This window comes from Bradyrhizobium genomosp. III (genome assembly GCF_000261705.1).
Lineage (GTDB): Bacteria > Pseudomonadota > Alphaproteobacteria > Rhizobiales > Xanthobacteraceae > Bradyrhizobium > Bradyrhizobium ottawaense.
Window position 1 is genome coordinate 1 of record NZ_AJQF01000290.1, and the last position, 18942, is coordinate 18942.

Annotated in this window: 18 protein-coding genes; 13 read left to right on the forward strand and 5 right to left on the reverse strand. The window is 64.5% G+C overall.

Features of this window, described 5'->3' with window-relative positions; all coding sequences use genetic code 11:
- Together IC66_RS49255 and IC66_RS0124445 are read right to left on the reverse strand one after the other, a co-directional pair.
- Positions 1-110: twin-arginine translocation signal domain-containing protein (locus tag IC66_RS49255; protein ID WP_157158089.1), on the reverse strand; the 110-nt coding region annotated here is incomplete at its 3' end.
- Positions 107-598 carry a (2Fe-2S)-binding protein gene (locus IC66_RS0124445; protein ID WP_028139556.1) on the reverse strand — a complete coding sequence of 164 codons (492 nt, stop codon included), beginning with the start codon at positions 596-598 and terminating at the stop codon, positions 107-109. The genes IC66_RS0124445 and IC66_RS49255, both read right to left, overlap by 4 nt.
- Positions 599-964: 366 nt before the next feature.
- Here IC66_RS0124445 and IC66_RS0124450 point away from each other — a divergent pair, with 366 nt between their 5' ends.
- From IC66_RS0124450 to IC66_RS0124465, 4 genes are all read left to right on the forward strand, one after another.
- Positions 965-1729 carry an alpha/beta fold hydrolase gene (locus IC66_RS0124450; protein ID WP_038949408.1) on the forward strand — a complete coding sequence of 255 codons (765 nt, stop codon included), beginning with the start codon at positions 965-967 and terminating at the stop codon, positions 1727-1729.
- Between the two features lie 25 nt (positions 1730-1754).
- Entirely contained in the window at positions 1755-2093 is a 339-nt protein-coding gene (locus tag IC66_RS0124455; protein ID WP_028139554.1) for a hypothetical protein, read from the forward strand.
- 243 nt (positions 2094-2336) lie between these two features.
- Positions 2337-3008, forward strand: coding sequence for a dienelactone hydrolase family protein (locus IC66_RS0124460; protein ID WP_038949409.1), 672 nt, complete (start codon positions 2337-2339; stop codon positions 3006-3008).
- A gap of 227 nt (positions 3009-3235) precedes the next feature.
- Positions 3236-3718: a hypothetical protein gene (locus IC66_RS0124465; protein WP_038949410.1), complete on the forward strand. Its 483-nt coding sequence runs from the start codon at positions 3236-3238 to the stop codon at positions 3716-3718.
- A 1-nt stretch (position 3719) separates the two neighbouring features.
- On the opposite strand, the gene IC66_RS0124470 is transcribed toward IC66_RS0124465, so the two are convergent.
- The 3 genes from IC66_RS0124470 to IC66_RS0124480 form a co-directional block, all read right to left on the reverse strand.
- Positions 3720-4454 (reverse strand): polysaccharide biosynthesis/export family protein, encoded by a 735-nt coding sequence (locus IC66_RS0124470; protein WP_028139551.1) that lies wholly within the window; start codon positions 4452-4454, stop codon positions 3720-3722.
- 153 nt (positions 4455-4607) lie between these two features.
- Positions 4608-5264: a peptide-methionine (S)-S-oxide reductase MsrA gene (gene msrA / locus IC66_RS0124475; RefSeq protein WP_038949411.1), complete on the reverse strand. Its 657-nt coding sequence runs from the start codon at positions 5262-5264 to the stop codon at positions 4608-4610.
- A 169-nt stretch (positions 5265-5433) separates the two neighbouring features.
- Positions 5434-5751 (reverse strand): hypothetical protein, encoded by a 318-nt coding sequence (locus tag IC66_RS0124480; RefSeq protein ID WP_028139549.1) that lies wholly within the window; start codon positions 5749-5751, stop codon positions 5434-5436.
- 378 nt (positions 5752-6129) lie between these two features.
- Between IC66_RS0124480 and rpsT the strand changes: the two genes are divergently transcribed.
- From rpsT to gyrB, 9 genes are all read left to right on the forward strand, one after another.
- A complete protein-coding gene (gene rpsT, locus IC66_RS0124485; RefSeq protein WP_018319466.1) occupies positions 6130-6396 on the forward strand; it encodes a 30S ribosomal protein S20 in 267 nt (88 codons plus the stop codon).
- 1243 nt (positions 6397-7639) lie between these two features.
- Positions 7640-9049 (forward strand): chromosomal replication initiator protein DnaA, encoded by a 1410-nt coding sequence (dnaA, locus tag IC66_RS0124490; RefSeq protein WP_028139548.1) that lies wholly within the window; start codon positions 7640-7642, stop codon positions 9047-9049.
- Between the two features lie 260 nt (positions 9050-9309).
- Positions 9310-10428 (forward strand): DNA polymerase III subunit beta, encoded by a 1119-nt coding sequence (dnaN, locus tag IC66_RS0124495; RefSeq protein ID WP_018319464.1) that lies wholly within the window; start codon positions 9310-9312, stop codon positions 10426-10428.
- Between the two features lie 210 nt (positions 10429-10638).
- A complete protein-coding gene (locus tag IC66_RS0124500) occupies positions 10639-11004 on the forward strand; it encodes an endonuclease domain-containing protein (protein ID WP_028139547.1) in 366 nt (121 codons plus the stop codon).
- Positions 11005-11092: 88 nt separating this feature from the next.
- Positions 11093-12229, forward strand: coding sequence for a DNA replication/repair protein RecF (recF, locus tag IC66_RS0124505; RefSeq protein ID WP_028139546.1), 1137 nt, complete (start codon positions 11093-11095; stop codon positions 12227-12229).
- A gap of 119 nt (positions 12230-12348) precedes the next feature.
- Positions 12349-13092 (forward strand): hypothetical protein, encoded by a 744-nt coding sequence (locus IC66_RS0124510; RefSeq protein WP_028139545.1) that lies wholly within the window; start codon positions 12349-12351, stop codon positions 13090-13092.
- A 157-nt stretch (positions 13093-13249) separates the two neighbouring features.
- Positions 13250-15406 (forward strand): hypothetical protein, encoded by a 2157-nt coding sequence (locus IC66_RS0124515; RefSeq protein ID WP_038949412.1) that lies wholly within the window; start codon positions 13250-13252, stop codon positions 15404-15406.
- Between the two features lie 30 nt (positions 15407-15436).
- A complete protein-coding gene (locus IC66_RS0124520; RefSeq protein WP_038949413.1) occupies positions 15437-16180 on the forward strand; it encodes a hypothetical protein in 744 nt (247 codons plus the stop codon).
- Between the two features lie 283 nt (positions 16181-16463).
- A complete protein-coding gene (gene gyrB, locus IC66_RS0124525; RefSeq protein ID WP_028139542.1) occupies positions 16464-18899 on the forward strand; it encodes a DNA topoisomerase (ATP-hydrolyzing) subunit B in 2436 nt (811 codons plus the stop codon).
- Positions 18900-18942 lie beyond the last annotated feature (43 nt).

Genomic DNA, 18942 nt, shown 5'->3' on the forward strand with positions numbered 1-18942 from the left:
GGCACGCCGGCATAGCCGAGCACGAGGCCGCTTGCGGCGGTGCCGACAAGGAAGGAGCGGCGGCTGAGATCGGTCGTCGCGGGGGTGACGTTCTTGACGTGCTTATTCATGTGGGCCTCCGTTCGTTGCCGGAGGCGGACGCGGTGCGCATCTCGGATGCGGCTCGCATGATCGCCTTCTGGATCCGCGAATAGGTCATGCAGCGGCAGAGGTTGCCGTCCATATGCGCCACGACTTCTTCCTTGGTCGGATTGGGATTCTTCGACAGCAGCGAAGCTGCCTGCATGATCTGCCCGGACTGGCAGTACCCGCATTGCGGCACCTGCTCGGCGACCCACGCCTTCTGCAAGGGATGATCGCCCTTGGCGGAAAGGCCTTCGATGGTGGTGATCTTCTTGCCGGCGACATCGCCGACCATGGTCTGACACGAGCGTACGGCTTCGCCGTTGACGTGCACGGTGCAGGCCCCGCACAGCCCGGCACCGCAGCCGAACTTGGTGCCGGTCATCTGCAATTGCTCGCGGATCGCCCAGAGGAGCGGCGTGTCGTTCGCCGCATCCACGGACATACTCCGCCCGTTGATGGTGAGTGTTGGCATAGGCGTCTTCCCCTGCCGGTGCATGAAGCCGCTTACGGCGGCAACTTGAATAGCGGACGCCCACCGGGCTGGCGTCAGCCTTGGCGGCGAGAATGATCGGGTTCGCGTGCCGTGGCAAATGCAATTTGGAACGAGTCGAAAAAACCGCCTCTGCACTTGCTCGTTGTGCGCCGCGCCAACGGCGCCGACGCAGCCACTGGACACAACAGCGCGTGCGTCAGACATGCGTGCCATCGCTTTCAGGCAGTTTCTTCCAGGTAACTTGGCGAAGTAGAATGCAGCCAACCGCGAACCTTACCCTCCCCTGGAGGGGGAGAGTGAAACACTGAGATTGCGGCTAGAACAAAAAGAAAAGGGGCGGAAGCAATGCCAAGGATCGATCGCGACGGCGTCAATATCTACTACGAAGTTCACGGCGACGGTCCGCCGCTGCTGCTCACCCACGGCTATTCCTCGACGTCGGCAATGTGGCACGGGCAGGTCGATGCGCTCGCGAGGGACCACAAGCTCGTGCTGTGGGACATGCGCGGCCACGGCCAGTCCGATTATCCCGATGATCCCAACGCCTATAGTGAAACTCTGACGGTCGGCGACATGGCGGCGATCCTCAACGCTGTCGGCGCTGAGCGCGCGATCATCGGTGGTCTCTCGCTCGGCGGCTACATGTCGCTCGCGTTCTATCGCACCTATCCGCAAGCCGCCCGTGCGCTGCTGATCATCGACACGGGGCCCGGCTTCAAGAAGGACGACGCCCGCGATGCCTGGAACGCGCGGGCACTCGGCACCGCCGACAAGCTCGATCGCGAAGGTCTCGACATGCTGAAATCGACGACGCGCGAGCGCGCTACCGCGAGCCACCGCAACGCCAGGGGATTGGCGCTCGCCGCGCGCGGCATGCTGACCCAGCGGGATGCGCGCGTGATCGAGCTGCTGCCCGACATCAGGGTGCCCTGCCTGATCGTGGTCGGCGCCGACGACACGCCGTTCCTCGCCGCGTCCGATTACATGGCGGCAAAAATCCCCGGCGCACAAAAGGTCGTGATCAACGCGGCCGGCCACGCCGTCAACATCGATCAACCCAAGGCTTTTGTTGACGCGGTCGAGCCTTTCCTGAAGAACTTGCCGGCATAGGCCGGACAATCAGGGACGCAAGACCATGATGCGAGCGATCTTCGCGGCGGGCGCAACAGCGGCCCTGTTGTCGGCAGCGCACGCCGAACCCTTCGGCACTGTGCCGCCGCGCCAGCCCTTCGTCACGACCTTGTCGAACAATACGCCGCTCGCCTTCGGCATGGATGCCGAGCAAACCGCCCGCGCCCTCGGGCAGCCGCTGCAATATGTGCGCGGGCGTCCCGGCAACGAGATCTATCTCGCGCTGCGCAACATCGGCGGCAGCGGCTTGATCCCCTACCGCCACCGCCTGTTCCTGCAATTCCGTCATGGACGGCTGGCAGGGTGGAAGGAGGATTACGGCGAGAACTGGATGTGGGAGTAGGTGTTGCCGCTCACGGCCTCAGACCACGGCGCATGATGAGCGGAGCTTTACGCTGAAGTTTCGGCTTCGTCATGGCCGGGCTTGTCCCGGCCATCCACGATCTTCCGTGCGGCACCAAGAACGTGGATGCCCGGGACATAGGCGAGCGAAGCGGCCGTCCTTCAGACGGCTATGCCCGGGCATGACGAGATTGTGGAACGAGCGAATTTCCCTATCGACGACCAACCAAGAAGGACAACCCGCGTGGGACACGACATCAAGCTGACGGCCTCCGACAATTTCCAGTTTGGCGCCTATCGCGCCGATCCCCGTGGTACGCCGAAGGGCGCGGTGGTGGTGATCCAGGAGATCTTTGGCGTCAATCACCACATCCGCTCGGTCTGCGACCGCCTCGCCGGGGAAGGCTATGTGGCGATCGCGCCGTCGATCTTCGACCGCACCACGCCGGGCTTCCAGTCGGGCTATTCGCCCGATGAGATCGCCGAAGCCCGCAAGTTCGTCGCCAGCCCCGATTGGGCGGCGATGCTGCGCGACACCCAGGCCGCGATCGATGCGGTGAAGAGCGTGGGCCCGGTGGGCATCATCGGCTTTTGCCTGGGGGGCAGCATCGCCTTTGTCGCGGCGACGCGGCTGTCGGGACTGAAGGCTGCGATCGGTTATTACGGCGGCGCGGTCGTGCGCTTCGCCGACGAGACGCCGAAGGTGCCGACGCAACTGCATTTCGGCGAGAAGGATGCGGGCATCCCCCTGACCGACGTCGAGACCATCAAGTCGAAGCGGCCGGACGTGGAGGTGTTCGTCTATCCGGGCGCCCAGCACGGCTTCCATTGCGACGAGCGCGCGAGCTACGACAAGGCCAGCGCCGACATCGCCTGGCCGCGCAGCATGGACTTTTTCGCGAAGCATTTGAAATAGGGCGCGTCTCTTTCGTCTGTCATTCCGGGGCGACGCGTCAGCGTCGAACCCGGAATCCATCGGGCGTCAGCGATGGTGGCGCGATGGATTCCGGGCTCGCGCTATCGCGCGCCCCGGAATGACAAGAGGAGAGAGTTGCGCCATCTCAAAGCAGGAATCGGGTGGCTGCATCCTGCCGCCCGGCGATAGAGCTGGCCAATCGAGCCAACTCACGCCGGGAGATCGCCATGCCGCAAGCCATCACGCACCTCGTCATCCGCAATCCGTTCGGAACCATGGATGTCCCCTCACCCGATGATTACGAAGTGATGGCTTATGCCGCGACGGCCACGCTGCCTGGCGGTGCCGCGGACGGCAATGCGCCGGCGTGGGCAGCGATCGCAGCGCCATCCGATCCGCTCGAAGGCATCTGGGCGAGCCGCTGGAACGGCGGCGCCGATCCGACCATCGCCGGCGACACGGCGGAGACGTGGAAACAAGGGCGCGCGGAAGTGCGCATCACGGGCAGCCGTATCTATCTGCGCTTCGACTGGGACAATGGCCGCCGGCACGGGCTGATCGAGGCCGCACGCGAGGGCGCGGATCGGCTGGTCGGAAAATATGTCAACCTGACCACGCCGGCGATCACACGGCCATGGGTCGGACGCGTCATCGACGCTAACAGGATCGATGGATGTTTTCCTGACGGGCGGCTGGATTTCAGGCGGTGAGCTAGAACCAGCGCTCGCCGACGAACACGGTGTCGCCGGGGTTCAAGGGGGTGCCGAGCGGCACCACGGCGCGCATGGAGCCGCCGTTCTCGGTGTGCGTGATGGTGACCACGTCGCGCTTGGCGCGGGGCGAGAAACCGCCGGCGATTGCGACCGCACTCTCGACCGTCATGTTCGGCACGTAAGGATATTGGCCGGGCGCCGTGACTTCGCCGAGAATGAAGAACGGGCGATAGGCCTCGATCTCGACCGCGACCGAGGGCTCGCGGATGTAACCGTTGCGCAGGCGCGCGGCGATCTCGCCGGCAAGGCCCGCCGTGGTGCGGCCGCGGGCCGGCACTGCACCGATCAGCGGCATGGTGATGGATCCGCCGGCGTCGATGGCATAGCTGTTGGTGAGACCTTCCTGGCCGTAGACCACGACGCGGAGCTTGTCGCCGGCGTCGAGATGGTAGGAAGCGTCATAGCGCATCGGCGCGGCGTAGCCGACCGGCATCGGTGCGGGCGAAGAGGCAAAGGAATTACGCAGCGCGCCGATGGCGCCGCCGCCATCAGCGACGACAACCGGCTGCGGCGCACTGTAGGGCTGGCCATAGGCCATGGAATCGAGATCGGCGCGCGGCTGCATCACCGCGACGGGGCCGGCGGTCTGCATGCAGCCGCCAAGGGTCAGCGCGGCGGACGCTGCCAGGGACGCTGCCAAGATCGACCATCGAAACGCGCGTGCAACCGGCACCGGACCAATCCCTCGAAACGAGACGGCTTAAGTGATGCACCGGTTATGGTTAATAAAGCGTTGAGCGGGGCGGGGTGCTTTGCGGGCGCGATAGCTGCCGCACACTCCGTCATGCCCGGGCTTGTCCCGGGCATGACGAACTTCTGGTGGGACCTACGCGCTCACGCCGACGCCGATCGGGCAGGACACGCCGGTGCCCCCTAAGCCGCAATAGCCGGCGGGATTCTTCGCCAGATATTGCTGATGGTAGTCCTCAGCGAAATAGAATTCGCCTGATGGCGCGATTTCGGTGGTGATGGCACCGAGGCCTTTTGCAGCAAGCGCCTTCTGATAGAGCGCCTTCGACTCGTCGGCCGCCTTCTTCTGCGCATCGGAATAGGTGTAGATCGCGCTACGATATTGCGTGCCGACATCGTTGCCCTGACGCATGCCCTGCGTCGGGTTGTGGCTCTCCCAGAACGTCTGCAGGAGCTTCTCGTAAGACAGCTTGTTCGGATCGAACACGACCAGCACCACTTCGGTGTGACCGGTTCGTCCCGAGCAGGTCTCTTCATAGGTCGGGTTCGGCGTATGGCCGCCGGCATAGCCGACGGCGGTGGTGTAGATGCCATCGCCGAGCTGCCAGAACTTGCGCTCGGCGCCCCAGAAGCAGCCGAGCCCGAACACGGCCTGCTCGAGGCCGGCGGGATAAGGCGGCTTGAGCTTGCTGCCGTTGACGAAATGGGTGGCCGCGGTCGGAATGGCTTGCGCACGGCCAGGCAGCGCTTCAGTTGCGCTCGGCAATGCGGTGGTCTTGCGCATGAACAGCATGATTGGATCTCCGCAGACGAGCCGTCCGTCGCCCGAGCCAGATGCTCAGGCGGCGTGCTCGCGATCAGGTGGGAATATAGGGATCTACGCTGGCGAGAGCGGCCTTGTTACGCCGCTCGTCTCGCGAGCGCTCAATCCCGGGAATTGAGGATCAATCCCGGCGGGAAGCTCAATCCCGGGAATAGCCGATCAGCGGTTTCCGCGGCCGGAACAGGATCATCAGCAGGATGCCGAGAATGCCGAGGACGGCGAACACCGGCTGATCCAGCAGCAGGCGGATCACCGAGGTCCAGAGCCAGGGCGCCTTGGCCTCGACCCAGGTGCGGAATGCCGATTGGCTGGCCTGATTGATGTCGTTCCAGAACTGGCCGAACCGGGTGAATTTGAGGGTCTGGTCGGCCACCCAGCGGGCGCCGTCATAGACCATGAAGATGAACCCGCCAGCGAGCAGCAACAGCCCAATCAGTCGGAAAAAACCGCGGATCATGCCTCACCTTATATGGTCGTCCGATCGGAGGAGCCGACAAAACGCCGCCAGCCAATAGCCGGGAGACGGCAGAAATTCAACCTCTTCAGGGCGTTACGACGCCCCTGGAGCGCCCCGGGGGCCGCTTTTCCAGCCTGGAAAGCGTTGACGGTGCCGAAGACCCTCTCTATAAGGGCGCCAACTGGCGGCGGGCGCAATCCTGCCGCCGCTGTTCTTTGAGCAGTTGCAGGCTCCTTGGGCTTAGAGCTCTTTGCGGCCTCATGTTCCGGGGACAGCCCAGCAACCGAACACCCTAAATCCGAGCGTCGATTCCGCGGTCAAGCAAGCCGGCGCTACCCGACCAAGACGCGACCGGTACCCGCAAAGGATATTGAGACCATGGCCAATACCACTTCCGCCAAGAAAGCGACGCGCAAGATCGCCCGCCGCACCGCCGTCAACAAGTCGCGCCGCACCCAGATGCGCGGTGCCGTGCGTAACGTCGAAGAAGCCATCGCGACCGGCGACCGCGCCGCTGCCGTGAAGGCGCTGGCGAATGCCGAGCCCGCCTTGATGCGCGCCGCCCAGCGCAACATCATTCACAAGAACAACGCCAGCCGCAAAGTCTCGCGCCTCACCGCGCAGATCGCCAAGCTCGCCAAGTAACGAGCCAGGTAACGGCGAACCAATCGGTCGGCCGATCCGATCGAACATCGCACGCGTCAAACAGCCCGGCATCGCGCCGGGCTTTTTTGTTGCCAGTCATATTCACTCAACCGGTCACGCCACAGTCGATCTTCGATCGGAAGGTTTGCACCGCCTGCGCTATTCTTCGTTCCGTAGTTCTACCTGCCGATGTCTTGCAACAGTGGAAACTTTCACCGCGTTGCAAAAACCCCTGTGCTGCGGGGCTAAGATGAATTCGCGCACGCAGGAGTTCTGCACACCGTAGATTCACCGGAACGCGCGTGGCTATGGAGTTACCCTGTGAAACGAGACTCAAAAAGCGATGTCTCGCTAATCACTTATCGACATAGCGACCGCAAGCATTTGGAAAATTCGCCGACACGTCCGGCGCGTGACGAATTTGTAAAAATTTTTTTAGCAGTGACGGAGAATTGTCACATGATGCCCGGCATTCTCGATTCTGTGCACGAATCCAAAAACTTGCTTCCGAGCCTGTGAACAACTCCCGCGCGGCGTTAACCGAGGTCAAGTTTTTTGACGCCTCAAGTGTGAATCAATTTCGTTGCGAGTCTTTCCGCATAGTGTATTCCTTAAGTCGTCAGCGGCGCCCACGATCTTCAGACCAGCGCGGTTTAGGAAACGGGGCGAGCGTGCAAATCGGCGGCGGTGTGCACGTAGGCGACGCTTCAAAAAGCGAATGTCGGATCAAAAACCCATAGCAATATGGGAATGGTATCTCTTTGTCTGAATGTCTCCAAGCGGGATCTTGCGTATCCCGATCGCGCGAGACGCACGGACATCGCAAAGTTACCCCGACACGAGCGATGGCGAAGCCGAGCGGACGAACAGTGCAGACGGGCAGGGCATCAGCGATTTTTCGTCGCGGGTGTCTTCAGAAGCAGGACCTTGTCGTGAGCGATCACGGCAGGACGGGGAGGTATCATGGCCTACGGATTCAACGCGGTATTGACACAAGTTCCATCGTTCAACGATGCCGTCTCCGATCCGTCCAGCGTTCAGCCTCCCACGTGCGAGAGCGCGTCGAGTACGCGCTGACCTCGCGAACTCTCCATCTCCGACATCGCTGATCTGACCCGCGGCGTTTGCGCCGAACGGTCGAGCTATGCCTGACGATGGACTCGCTTGAGGTCGCGCCATGACCAGGGAACCCCTGCATGGCGCTCACAACGCAACCTTATCTCTCAAGAGAAGTTTTTTGACGATGACAATGGAACAGGATCGCTGGTCACGCGTGAAGGGTCGGCTGCGCTCGACCGTCGGCGAAGACGTTTACACGAGCTGGTTTGCGCGCATGGATCTGGAAGGCGTGCAGGACGAGAGCGTGCGCCTCTCGGTGCCGACCCGGTTCCTGAAGAGCTGGATTCAGGCTCATTATGCCGAGCGCGTGTTGTCGTGCTGGCAGGCCGAGATGCCGGAAGTGCATCGCATCGACCTCACGGTGCGTTCGGCCGTGCGCCCGGTGATACAGCCGAAGGAAGCCCCCGCGCCGGTCGAGACGCGACGCACGCCCACACCGGAGCTGCGCTCGACCGCGACCGCGCCGGTGTCAGCCAATCACGATGCGCTCGGCGGCTCGCCGCTCGATCCGCGCCTGACTTTCGCGAGCTTCGTCGTCGGCCGTTCCAACACGCTGGCGCATGCAGCCGCGCGTCAGGTCGCCGAAGGTCGCCGCGGCGACCCGGTGATGTTCAACCCGCTCTACATCCATGCCGGCGTCGGCCTCGGCAAGACGCATCTGCTCCAGGCGGTGACCTGGGCCGGCAATTCCGGTAACGAGCGCAAGGTGCTGTACCTGACGGCAGAGAAATTCATGTACGGCTTCGTCGCCGCGCTGAAGACGCAGACGGCGCTGGCCTTCAAGGAAGCGCTGCGCGGCATCGACGTGCTGGTGATCGACGATCTGCAGTTCCTGCAGGGCAAGTCGACCCAGGCCGAGTTCTGTCACACGCTGAACGCGCTGATCGATGCCGGCCGCCAGGTCGTGATCGCCGCCGACCGGCCGCCGTCCGATCTCGAAAGCCTCGATGACCGCGTCCGCTCGCGGCTCGCCGGCGGCCTCGTGGTCGAGATGGGCTCGCTCGGCGAAGAGCTGCGTCACGGCATCCTCAAGTCGCGCGTCGCCGCGGCCCGCGCCCATCATGCGACCTTCGAGGTACCGGAGGAGGTGCTGCATTATCTGGCGCGCACCATCACCCATAACGGCCGCGACCTCGAAGGCGCGATCAACCGCCTGCTGGCGCACTCGAAGCTCAACAACCGGCCGGTGACGCTGGAGATGGCGGAGCACGAGGTGCGCGACCTGGTCCGGCCGCAGGAGCCCAAGCGGATCAAGATCGAGGACATCCAGCGCGTGGTGGCGCGGCAGTATAATGTCAGCCGCTCCGACCTGCTCTCCTCGCGCCGCACCGCCAACGTGGTGCGCCCGCGCCAGGTGGCGATGTATCTCGCCAAGACGCTGACCCTGCGCTCGCTCCCCGAGATCGGCCGCCGCTTCGGCGGGCGCGACCACACCACGGTGCTGCACGCCGTGCGCAAGATCGAGGCCCTGGTCTCCAAGGACACCGCGCTGTCCGAGGAAGTGGAGTCGCTGAAGCGCCAGCTTCAGGAATAAACGCCTAAGGCACTCCTGCCATTCTCCCGCCGCCCCGGCCATGCCTGGGCGGCGGTTTTCATTTGGGCGGTAAATCGTGGGAATCGTGCGGAACTGGCCCCCGATCCCTTGAATCCGGGGGCCATCCGAGCCACCTTGCGCGACCCTGGCGGCTTTGGTCATATCGGTTGGATGGCCCTGACCTGCCGGGGTCATCGGTGCCGCGGCGGGGCTTTTCGACCGCCCGGCGTCTTCATTTTGGGGATCGGGCGAGTAGTGCAATGAAGGTTACGGTCGAACGCGCGCAACTCCTGAAGTCACTGGGCCACGTCCACCGCGTGGTCGAGCGCCGCAACACGATTCCGATCCTCGGCAACGTGCTGGTCCGGGCCGAAAACGCCAAATTGTCGCTGAAGGCAACCGACCTCGATCTCGAGGTGACGGAGACGCTGCCGGCGGAAACCGCGACCGCGGGCTCCACCACCGTGCCGGCGCACATGTTCTACGACATCGTGCGCAAGCTGCCCGACGGCTCGCAGATCGTGCTGGAAGCCGACGGCGACCGCGCGGTGCTGGCGATCCGCGCCGGCCGCTCGCGCTTCACGCTGCAGACCCTGCCGGAGAATGATTTCCCGGATCTGGCCGCCGGCGACATGTCGCACTCCTTCTCGCTCGCCGCCAAGGACGTCAAGCGGCTGATCGACCGCACCCAGTTCGCGATCTCCACCGAGGAGACCCGCTATTATCTCAACGGCATCTACCTGCATGCCGCCGGCACGCCCAAGGCCGCCACCTTACGCGGCGTCGCCACCGATGGCCACCGCCTCGCCCAGCTCGATTTGGTGCAGCCGAAGGGCGCCGAGGGCATGCCCGGCGTGATCGTGCCGCGCAAGACCGTCGGCGAGGTGCAGCGCCTGATCGAGGATACCGACGCCGAGATGACGATCGAGCTGTCGCAGGCAAAAATCCGCTTTACGATCGGGAACGTCGTGCTGACCTCGAAACTGATCGACGGCACCTTCCCCGACTACGGCCGCGTCATCCCGCAGGGCAACGACAAAGAGCTCGTCGTCGACAAGAAGGACTTTGAGAACGCGGTCGACCGCGTCTCGACGATCTCCAGCGAGCGCGGCCGGGCGGTGAAGCTGTCGCTGTCGCCGGGCAAGCTGGTGCTGTCGGTGACCAATCCGGATTCCGGCAGCGCGACCGAAGAGCTCGAGGTCGAATACGCCTCCGACGCCCTCGATATCGGCTTCAACTCCCGCTATTTGCTCGACATCGCAGCCCAGATCGAAGGCGACGTCGCAACGCTCAGGCTTGCCGATCCGGGCTCGCCCACCCTGGTGCAAGACCGCGACGACAAAAGCGCATTGTACGTGCTGATGCCGATGCGGGTGTGAGGGACGTGCTCCTCCTCTCGGGATACCTTGTACGCGGAGACAACCCCTCGCCCGGCTTCGCTGCGCGAAGCCACCCTCTCCCACAAGGGGAGAGGGTGAAGCTACAGCCTTCCCTGTCGCCACAAGCGCGACGCACATTGTTGTGCCCTCTCCCCTTGTGGGAGAGGGCATCTCCGCTGGCGGATACACACTCAGTCGGGTGAGGGGTTCGTGCCGCAGGAGCCATCCCATCGGCCAGTCGCCAAGCGTCTCCGCCAATTCGCGAAGAACATGCGGCACGAACCAACCGATGCTGAAACCGCAATGTGGCGCTTGCTGAGAGATCGTCGGCTCTCCACTTTCAAGTTTCGCCGACAGGTACCGTTCAAAAACTACATTCTCGATTTCGTCTGCTTCGAGAAGCGCCTCGTGATCGAGATCGACGGAAGCCAACACTCGGAATCGCAGCGAGACGCGACGCGTGAGGCGACGCTTGCTGCCGAAGGGTTTTGGACATTGCGCTACTGGAACAACGACGTGCTACAGCAGCCCGCTTCTGTATTGGAGGATATCCTTGCAAAGCTTGCCGGGCGGTAAGATACCCCTCACCCGTCGCCTCACTGCGTGAGGCGCCACCCTCTCCCACAAGGGGAGAGGGGAAGAATCGCGCCAGAACGAATAACTGATGACCCCCTCCCGCATTCATCGCCTGACGCTGACGCATTTTCGCAATTATCGGGCGGCGGGGCTCGAGACGGCGGCTGACATGGTGGCGCTGGTCGGGCCGAACGGGGCGGGCAAGACCAATTGCATCGAGGCGATCTCGTTTCTGTCGCCGGGCCGGGGCTTGCGGCGGGCGACGCTGGAAGACGTCGCCGACAACCAGGGCGACGGATCCTGGGCCGTCTCCGCGCAGGTCGAGGGCGCGCTGGGGCTGGCCACGCTCGGCACTGGCATTGATGCACCGCGCTCTGACGCCGCCGTAAGCCGGCGCTGCCGCATCGACCGCGAGCCGGTTGGGTCCGCGACGGCCTTCGGCGACCATATCCGCATGGTGTGGCTGACGCCGGCGATGGACGGGCTGTTCATGGGCGCAGGCTCGGAACGGCGGCGCTTCTTCGACCGCCTGGTGCTGGCGATCGACAACGAGCATTCCAGCCGCATCAACGCGCTGGAACGGTCGCTGCGCTCGCGCAACCGCCTGCTCGAAACCCGCAATTACGACGACCATTGGTGCGACGCGATCGAGCGCGAAACCGCGGAGCTTGCGGTCGCGGTCGCGGCAACGCGCGGCCAGACCGCGGCAAGGCTCACCGGCATGCTGAATGCGCGCGCGCAGGCCTCCGCCTTTCCCTCGGCGCAGATCGCGCTCGACGGCTGGATGGAGAACGCGCTGCTGACCGAGACGGCGACGTCGGTCGAGGACCGCTACCGCCAGATCCTGCGCGACAACCGGCCGCGCGATGCCATCGCCGGCCGCACCACCGACGGCCCGCATCTCACCGATCTGCAGGTGATCTATGCGCCGAAAAGCATGCCCGCGCGTGATGCGTCCACGGGCGAGCAGAAGGCGCTGCTGATCGGCCTCGTGCTCGCGCATGCGAGCCTGGTCGCCGAGATGACCGGCATCGTGCCGCTGCTGCTGCTCGACGAGGTCGTCGCCCATCTCGATCCGAACCGCCGCGCCGCGCTGTTCGACGAGCTGCGCAAGCTCGGCGCGCAGGTGTGGCTGACCGGCGCGGACCCGGCGGCCTTCGCCGAGATCGGCGCTGGAGGCGAAGTCTTCGACGTCGAGAGCGGACAGGTCTCGTCGCGACGCTAGGCCTCCGGGTTGAACCCGCTCTGTTCCATCAGCGACTAGCTGTCTGAAGCGGCGCCGACGGTGCCGCCGTTGTGCAATCGCGCGGTATTTCCCACACGCGCGATGCTTGGAGCGTAGGCATGACGACGGTAAGGCACGGGGCAAGAGCTCCTGCGCGATGGCAACTTCTTGCGTGCGGCCTCGCTCTGTTCGCGAGCTGCCTGCTCGCCGCAAGCGCCGGCGCCTGGGTATCGAATTTGTCGCCACTGTTCTCAGTCGCGCTCGCGCCGGATCCCGATGCGCGGCTGCCCGCGCCGACCCGCTACCTCTATCGAGGCACCCACACCACGGTGATGCCCGGCGTCGAAGCCCCGCTCCGCACCAGGCTCGAAACCACCGTGCCCGCAGAGCTCGGCGACGTCCTCAGCTTCTATCGCACGGAGCTCGGAAAGCTTGGCTGGCAGGAACAGCCTGATGGCGCGGTGATCGCAACCGATCACGCCCAGCTCGCTTTCGCCTCCCCGCTGGGGCCGGCCGCACTCCAGCTCGCCCGCAAGGACAGCAGCACCTCGATCCATCTCGTGCAGAAGAACGCCGATGCGGCGATTCGGGCCAATATCATGCCCGAACCCGGCCAGGCCAAGCTGGTGTTCAGCAATATCAGCGGGAGGGACGCGGCGCTCACGATCAACGCACGAACCGTCAAACGCGCCGCCGGCGCCAATGCCGTGTCGCTGGATCTGGCGCCCGGCAAGTATTCCTACGAACTGACCGTACCGGACCATTCAGCCACCACGAACGTCCTCACCCTTACCGCCGGCGATACCTGGGAGCTCACGATCGGGCGCGACGGCGACGCCTGGCCGCCGCTCCAGCTGTATTGAGCCATGCCTGCCTGATCAGGCCCGTGACGCCGCTCGTACGCCGTCCGTTGAACCTCTCCGGTTCCCATCGCGACTTCTCGTCTGAGGCCGCGCGCCGAGGTGTCGCAGTCTGCCCATGCGCAGGGCGACGGCCCGCGCAACACCCAGGAGTTTGACGATGCCGATGATCCCGCTTGGGGCGCAAGTCCCGGCAAGATGGCTGCTGCTTGCCTGCGGCGTTCTCGCGATGGCGAGCACGTCGTATCCCGCGGACGCGGCAGACGAAAGCTTCGTCGACGTCCATACGCTGCCGCGGCTGGACGGCGCGGTGGAGGATACTTCGCACCCCGACACCTATCGCGTCATCTACACTGTGCCGACCGCGCTTGCCGCCACGTCGGACGCCACGAAGAAGCTGCTGAGGGCCGACGGCTGGGTGCCCTATGTGTATCCGCTGGACGAGAAGAGTGCCGCGCTGACCTTCAAGAAGGGTCGGCTGGGGCTGCGCGTCTCCTTCACACAGGCGCGCGGGCGCTCCGACCAATCCGCCGTGTTCTACACGCCGAACCGGATCTATGCGAACGTGCCGTTCCCGGACGGCGCGACCGATCTCGCGTTCGACGAGACCCGACCCTATCTCGGCTGCATCGCGCCCGGCGCGTTCGATGCGACCTCGGAGTTCTTTGCGAAGGAAATGGCGGCGATCGGCTGGCGCAAGCTCACGCCTGAAACGTCCTCGCGCTGGCCGAACGCCGATCTTGACGGGACCGTCCCGAACGGCGTGCGCGTCTTTTACGATCACCCCGATCGCGACGCGACGCACATCTACCAGAAGCCAGTGATGCTGACCCTGACACGACGCGACGACGGCCGCACCAATGTCGACATCCGGGTGGCGCCGTTCGCGCTGCCCCAGGAGCTCGAGGCCGACGATGACATGGCCGGCCTGCCGCGGCCGAAGCTGACCAAATCTGCAAGGGGTCTTGGCAGCGCGAGCTCCAACAAGCGCGAGATGTCGGCCGCCGCGATGGCCGAGCTGCCCGCCGTGCTCGCCTTCTATCACCGCGAGCTCGCCGCGCGCGGCTGGCGGGAAGACGGCAACGCGCCGCTCGCGCCCGGCGACGAGATCGCGATCAATGTCTCATCGGCGGAGGAAACCGGCGTGCTGCGGCTCGGCCGCAAATATGATTTCACGATGATCAGTCTGACCGCGCAGGTGAAGGACTCCGCACTTGCGGCCCGCGCCAAGGCGAAGAAGGAGGCGGACGCAAGGTTCCTCGGCGATGCTTTGGGGGCGGCTCAGCAGCTCATTGCCGCCGATGAGGCCAGGCGCAAGACGCAGGCGGCCGCCCTGTCGGATACGCCGCTGAATGCGCTCGCCGACAGCAAGACGCCGGTGCCGCTGCCCGAGACCGCCGAGGGCGTGAAGTTCGAAGGCAATGACGGCCATCTCGAATTCTCCTCCACCTCGAGCGTCAAGGCGCTCACCGCGTTCTATCGCGCGTCACTCAAGCCCGCCGGCTGGAAAGAGCAACCCTCCGTCATCAACCAGCCCAACATGGCGATGATGGAATTCTCCAAGAGCGGCAAGTCGATCTCTATGACCGTGATGCAGATGGGCCCGAAGGTGAATGTCCGCGCCGACGGATCGGGGCTGGTGATGGCCGCCGCGAAGCCGACGGCCGCCGCCGAAGTGCAGGCCAAATCCTCCGAGCCGCTCAAGCCCGACCCTGAATCCCAGCTCCCCGTGCCGACGCAGCGGTCGTCGACCTCGCTCGCCACCACCAAAATGCCGGGAAGCGAGATGCCGTTCCGCCGCGAGCTGGCAGCCAGCATCGCGGCCCCGCTCGGCGATGTCCTGGCCTTCTACCGGGCCGAGCTTTCCAAGCTCGGCTGGCAGGAAAAGGCCGACGGCGCGACCGTGTCCGCCGAACGCGCACAGATCGACTTCACCTCGCCGCAAGGCCCGGCCGTGCTCAAGCTCGGCCGCGCCAAAGGCGAGACCACGGTCAGCCTGGCGCAGAAGAATCCGGATGCCGCTGTGAAGGCCGACATCATGCCGAAGCCCGGCCAGGCCAGGCTGATGCTCGGCAATATCGGGACGAAGGAAGCCTCGCTGACAATCAACAAGCAGACGGTGAAGATCGCGGCCGGCGCCGGCGGTCCGCAATCGCCGAAAGGCCCGATGCTCGACCTGCTGCCGGGCACCTACCAGTACGCCCTGCGCATGCCCGGGCGCCCGGCCCACACCGAGACCCTCACCGTCGCCGCCGGCGACGCCTGGGGCCTCCTGGTGGGGCCGAGCGGCGACGTGATGCCGCTGCAGATGTACTGATCTACCGGGCCCCTGATGCCGGGAACGAACATGACGACAATAAAGCCTGTGATGAGAGGTCCGGCACGCTGGTTGCTGCCGCTGTGCGGTCTCGCCCTCCTCGCGGGCGGCCTGATCGCCGCAAATGCCGGCGGATGGATACCGCATCTATCACCGCACACTTCGGCTGCACTCACGCCGGCGGATCCCGACGCCGACATGCCAGTGCCGAAGCAACATAGCTCCTCCAGCTCCAACACCACCCATGCGACCGGCATCGAAATCCCGCTGCGGGTCGGACTCGAAGCCCATGTGCAGGCCCCGCTCACTGCTGTGCTCGCCTTCTACCGCACGGAGCTCGCAAAGCGCGGCTGGGAGGAAAAGCCTGACGGCACTGTGGTTGCCGCCGATCACGCTAAGCTCGCCTTCGTCTCCCCGAAGGGCCCGGCAACATTGAAACTTGGCCGTGCGAAGGACGAGACCATTGTCGAGCTGGTGCAGCGGAATACGGAGGCCGTGGCCAAGGCCAATTTCCTGCCGATGCCAGGACGAGCGCTGCTGATCTTCGGCTATCTTGCGCCCGGCGTGGCTTCGCTCGCGATCAACGATCAGACCATCAAGATCGCGGGCGGCGAAAATCACCCACAAACGCTGGATCTGCCGCCCGGCACGTATTCCTACCAGCTGGTCGTGTCGGGCCATACGTTGCGCACCGATACCATCACCGTGGCCGCAGGCGAGACCTGGTCCCTCCAGTTGGGTGACGACGACAGGAAGCCGGATCAGATCTACTGACCCCACAGACCTGTTCCCGGGCGCCACAGCACGTCGGAACAGGTCGCTGCGACCCCGCAAAATCCACGCCTTTGAAGGCTAAAAAGGGGGTCTCGAATCGGGCTTTTCGCGAGCCCCAGAATCGGCCTTCGAACACCTTGAAAACCGGCCCAAAAACCCCATTTAGTCAAAGGGTTGCCGGAAGATACTTTGCGCTAGGCGCAATCTCTCTTTCATGGCACAAATAGCTCGCAAATCAGCGCCTTTTGCGCGGCTGATTCGGGCGACATCTCGAAGGCCTCTCATGACAGAACCTGCTCGGCAGACACCTGCCGAAAACGAGCCCTCCAATCCGAGCGATTACGGCGCGGAATCGATCCGCGTGCTCAAGGGTCTCGATGCCGTTCGCAAGCGCCCGGGCATGTATATCGGCGACACCGACGACGGCTCGGGCCTGCACCACATGGTCTACGAAGTCGTCGACAACGCGATCGACGAAGCGCTGGCGGGCCACGCCACGCGCGTCGACGTCGTGCTCAATGCCGACAATTCCGTCACCGTGCGCGACGACGGCCGCGGCATTCCCGTCGACATCCACAAGGGCGAAGGAATCTCGGCGGCCGAGGTCATCATGACCCAGCTGCACGCCGGCGGAAAGTTCGACCAGAACTCCTACAAGGTCTCCGGCGGCCTGCACGGTGTCGGCGTCTCCGTCGTCAACGCGCTGTCGAGCAAGCTTGGCTTGCGAATCTGGCGCGACAACAAGGAGCACTACATCGAGTTCGCCCATGGCGATGCCGTCGCACCGCTGGTGGTGGTCGGCGACGCGCCGGGCAAACGCGGCACCGAAGTGACGTTCCTCGCTTCGGGCGAGACCTTCAAGAACATCGAATATGATTTCGCCACGCTCGAGCATCGGCTGCGCGAGCTCGCCTTTCTCAATTCCGGCGTCAACATCGCCCTCTCCGACATGCGTCACGCAGTGGAGAAGCGCGAGGAGATGCACTATTCCGGCGGCGTCGAGGAATTCGTCAAATATCTCGACCGCAACAAGAAGGCGATCGTGCCTGCGCCGATCATGGTGCGCGCGGAAGCCAACGGCATTGGCGTCGAGGCGGCCTTGTGGTGGAACGACAGCTACCACGAGAACGTGCTGTGCTTCACCAACAACATCCCGCAGCGGGACGGCGGCACCCATCTCGCCGGCTTCCGCGGCGCGCTGACGCGCCAGGTCAACGGCTATGCCGAGGCCAATGCGAAAAAGGAAAAGATCGCGCTGACCGGCGACGATTGCCGCGAAGGCCTCACCGCCGTGCTGTCGGTGAAGGTGCCCGATCCGAAATTTTCGTCGCAGACCAAGGACAAGCTGGTGTCCTCGGAAGTGCGCCCCGTGGTCGAGAACGTGCTCAACGAGGCGCTCCAGGCCTGGTTCGAGGAGCATCCGAGCGAAGCCAAGATGATCGTCGGCAAGGTGATCCAGGCCGCCGCCGCGCGTGAGGCTGCGCGAAAGGCGCGCGAATTGACGCGCAAGAGCCCGCTCTCGGTCTCCTCGCTGCCCGGCAAGCTCGCCGACTGCCAGGAGAAGGATCCGGCCAAATCCGAACTCTTCATCGTCGAGGGTGACTCGGCAGGCGGCAGCGCCAAGCAGGGCCGCAACCGCGAATTCCAGGCGGTGCTGCCGCTGCGCGGCAAGATCCTCAACGTCGAACGCGTACGCCCCGACAAGATGCTGTCGTCGGAACAGATCGGCACGCTGATCACCGCGCTCGGCACCGGCATCAGCGACGAGTTCTCGATCGAGAAGCTGCGCTATCACAAGATCATCGTGATGACGGACGCCGACGTCGACGGCGCCCACATCCGCACGCTGCTGCTGACCTTCTTCTACCGGCAGATGCGCGACATCATCGACGGCGGCTATCTCTATATCGCCCAGCCGCCGCTCTATAAGGTCTCACGCGGCAAGTCCGAGCAGTATCTGAAGGACGAGAGGGCGCTGGAGGACTATCTGATCGACGCCGGCCTCGACGACTGCGTGTACATCCCCGGCACCGGCGGCGACCGGTCCGGCCGCGATCTGCGCGCGCTGGTCGACGACGCCCGCGTGGTCCGCAGCATCCTGCGCAATCTGCACAGCCGCTATAACCGCAAGGTGATCGAGCAGGCCGCCATCACCGGCGTGCTGAACAAGTCGATCTACGGCAATCCCGAGAACGCTGCGGCCGCCGCACAATACATCGCGAGCCGGCTGGACAATCAGGCCGAAGAGGTCGAGCGCGGCTGGATCGGGCAATATGTGGAAGGCCAGGGCTTCCAGTTCGAGCGCACCGTGCGCGGCGTCAAGGAAGCCGCTGTGATCGACGATGCGTTCCTGGGGTCGGCCGAAGCCCGCAAGCTCGACGAGTACACAACGAAGCTACAGGACGTCTACGCCCGCTCCGGCAAGCTGCGGCGCAAGGATACCGAGCACATGGTCCATGGCCCGGTCGACCTGTTCGAGGCGGTGACCGAGGCCGGCCGCAAGGGCATCTCACTGCAGCGCTACAAAGGTCTCGGCGAGATGAACCCGGAGCAGCTCTGGGAGACGACGCTCGACACCGACGTGCGCTCGCTACTGCAGGTGAAGGTCAAGGAGGTCGACGAGGCCGACGACATCTTCACCAAGCTGATGGGCGACGTGGTCGAGCCGCGCCGCGACTTCATCCAGGAACATTCGCTGAGCGCGACGATCGACATCTGAGGGCTCGCTGCTTCCACAGCGTCGTGGCCGGGCTTGTCCCGGC

Excerpts from the sequence above, each read along its gene's own strand:
- msrA (WP_038949411.1), bottom strand. The coding sequence starts at position 5,264 with ATGCTGTTCATGCGCAAGACCACCGCATTGCCGAGCGCAACTGAAGCG.
- rpsT (WP_018319466.1), top strand. The coding sequence starts at position 6,130 with ATGGCCAATACCACTTCCGCCAAGAAAGCGACGCGCAAGATCGCCCGC.
- IC66_RS0124455 (WP_028139554.1), top strand. The coding sequence starts at position 1,755 with ATGATGCGAGCGATCTTCGCGGCGGGCGCAACAGCGGCCCTGTTGTCG.
- IC66_RS0124515 (WP_038949412.1), top strand. The coding sequence starts at position 13,250 with ATGCCGATGATCCCGCTTGGGGCGCAAGTCCCGGCAAGATGGCTGCTG.
- gyrB (WP_028139542.1), top strand. The coding sequence starts at position 16,464 with ATGACAGAACCTGCTCGGCAGACACCTGCCGAAAACGAGCCCTCCAAT.
- IC66_RS0124510 (WP_028139545.1), top strand. The coding sequence starts at position 12,349 with ATGACGACGGTAAGGCACGGGGCAAGAGCTCCTGCGCGATGGCAACTT.
- IC66_RS0124465 (WP_038949410.1), top strand. The coding sequence starts at position 3,236 with ATGCCGCAAGCCATCACGCACCTCGTCATCCGCAATCCGTTCGGAACC.
- recF (WP_028139546.1), top strand. The coding sequence starts at position 11,093 with ATGACCCCCTCCCGCATTCATCGCCTGACGCTGACGCATTTTCGCAAT.
- IC66_RS0124445 (WP_028139556.1), bottom strand. The coding sequence starts at position 598 with ATGCCAACACTCACCATCAACGGGCGGAGTATGTCCGTGGATGCGGCG.
- IC66_RS0124450 (WP_038949408.1), top strand. The coding sequence starts at position 965 with ATGCCAAGGATCGATCGCGACGGCGTCAATATCTACTACGAAGTTCAC.
- dnaN (WP_018319464.1), top strand. The coding sequence starts at position 9,310 with ATGAAGGTTACGGTCGAACGCGCGCAACTCCTGAAGTCACTGGGCCAC.
- dnaA (WP_028139548.1), top strand. The coding sequence starts at position 7,640 with ATGACAATGGAACAGGATCGCTGGTCACGCGTGAAGGGTCGGCTGCGC.
- IC66_RS0124480 (WP_028139549.1), bottom strand. The coding sequence starts at position 5,751 with ATGATCCGCGGTTTTTTCCGACTGATTGGGCTGTTGCTGCTCGCTGGC.
- IC66_RS0124520 (WP_038949413.1), top strand. The coding sequence starts at position 15,437 with ATGACGACAATAAAGCCTGTGATGAGAGGTCCGGCACGCTGGTTGCTG.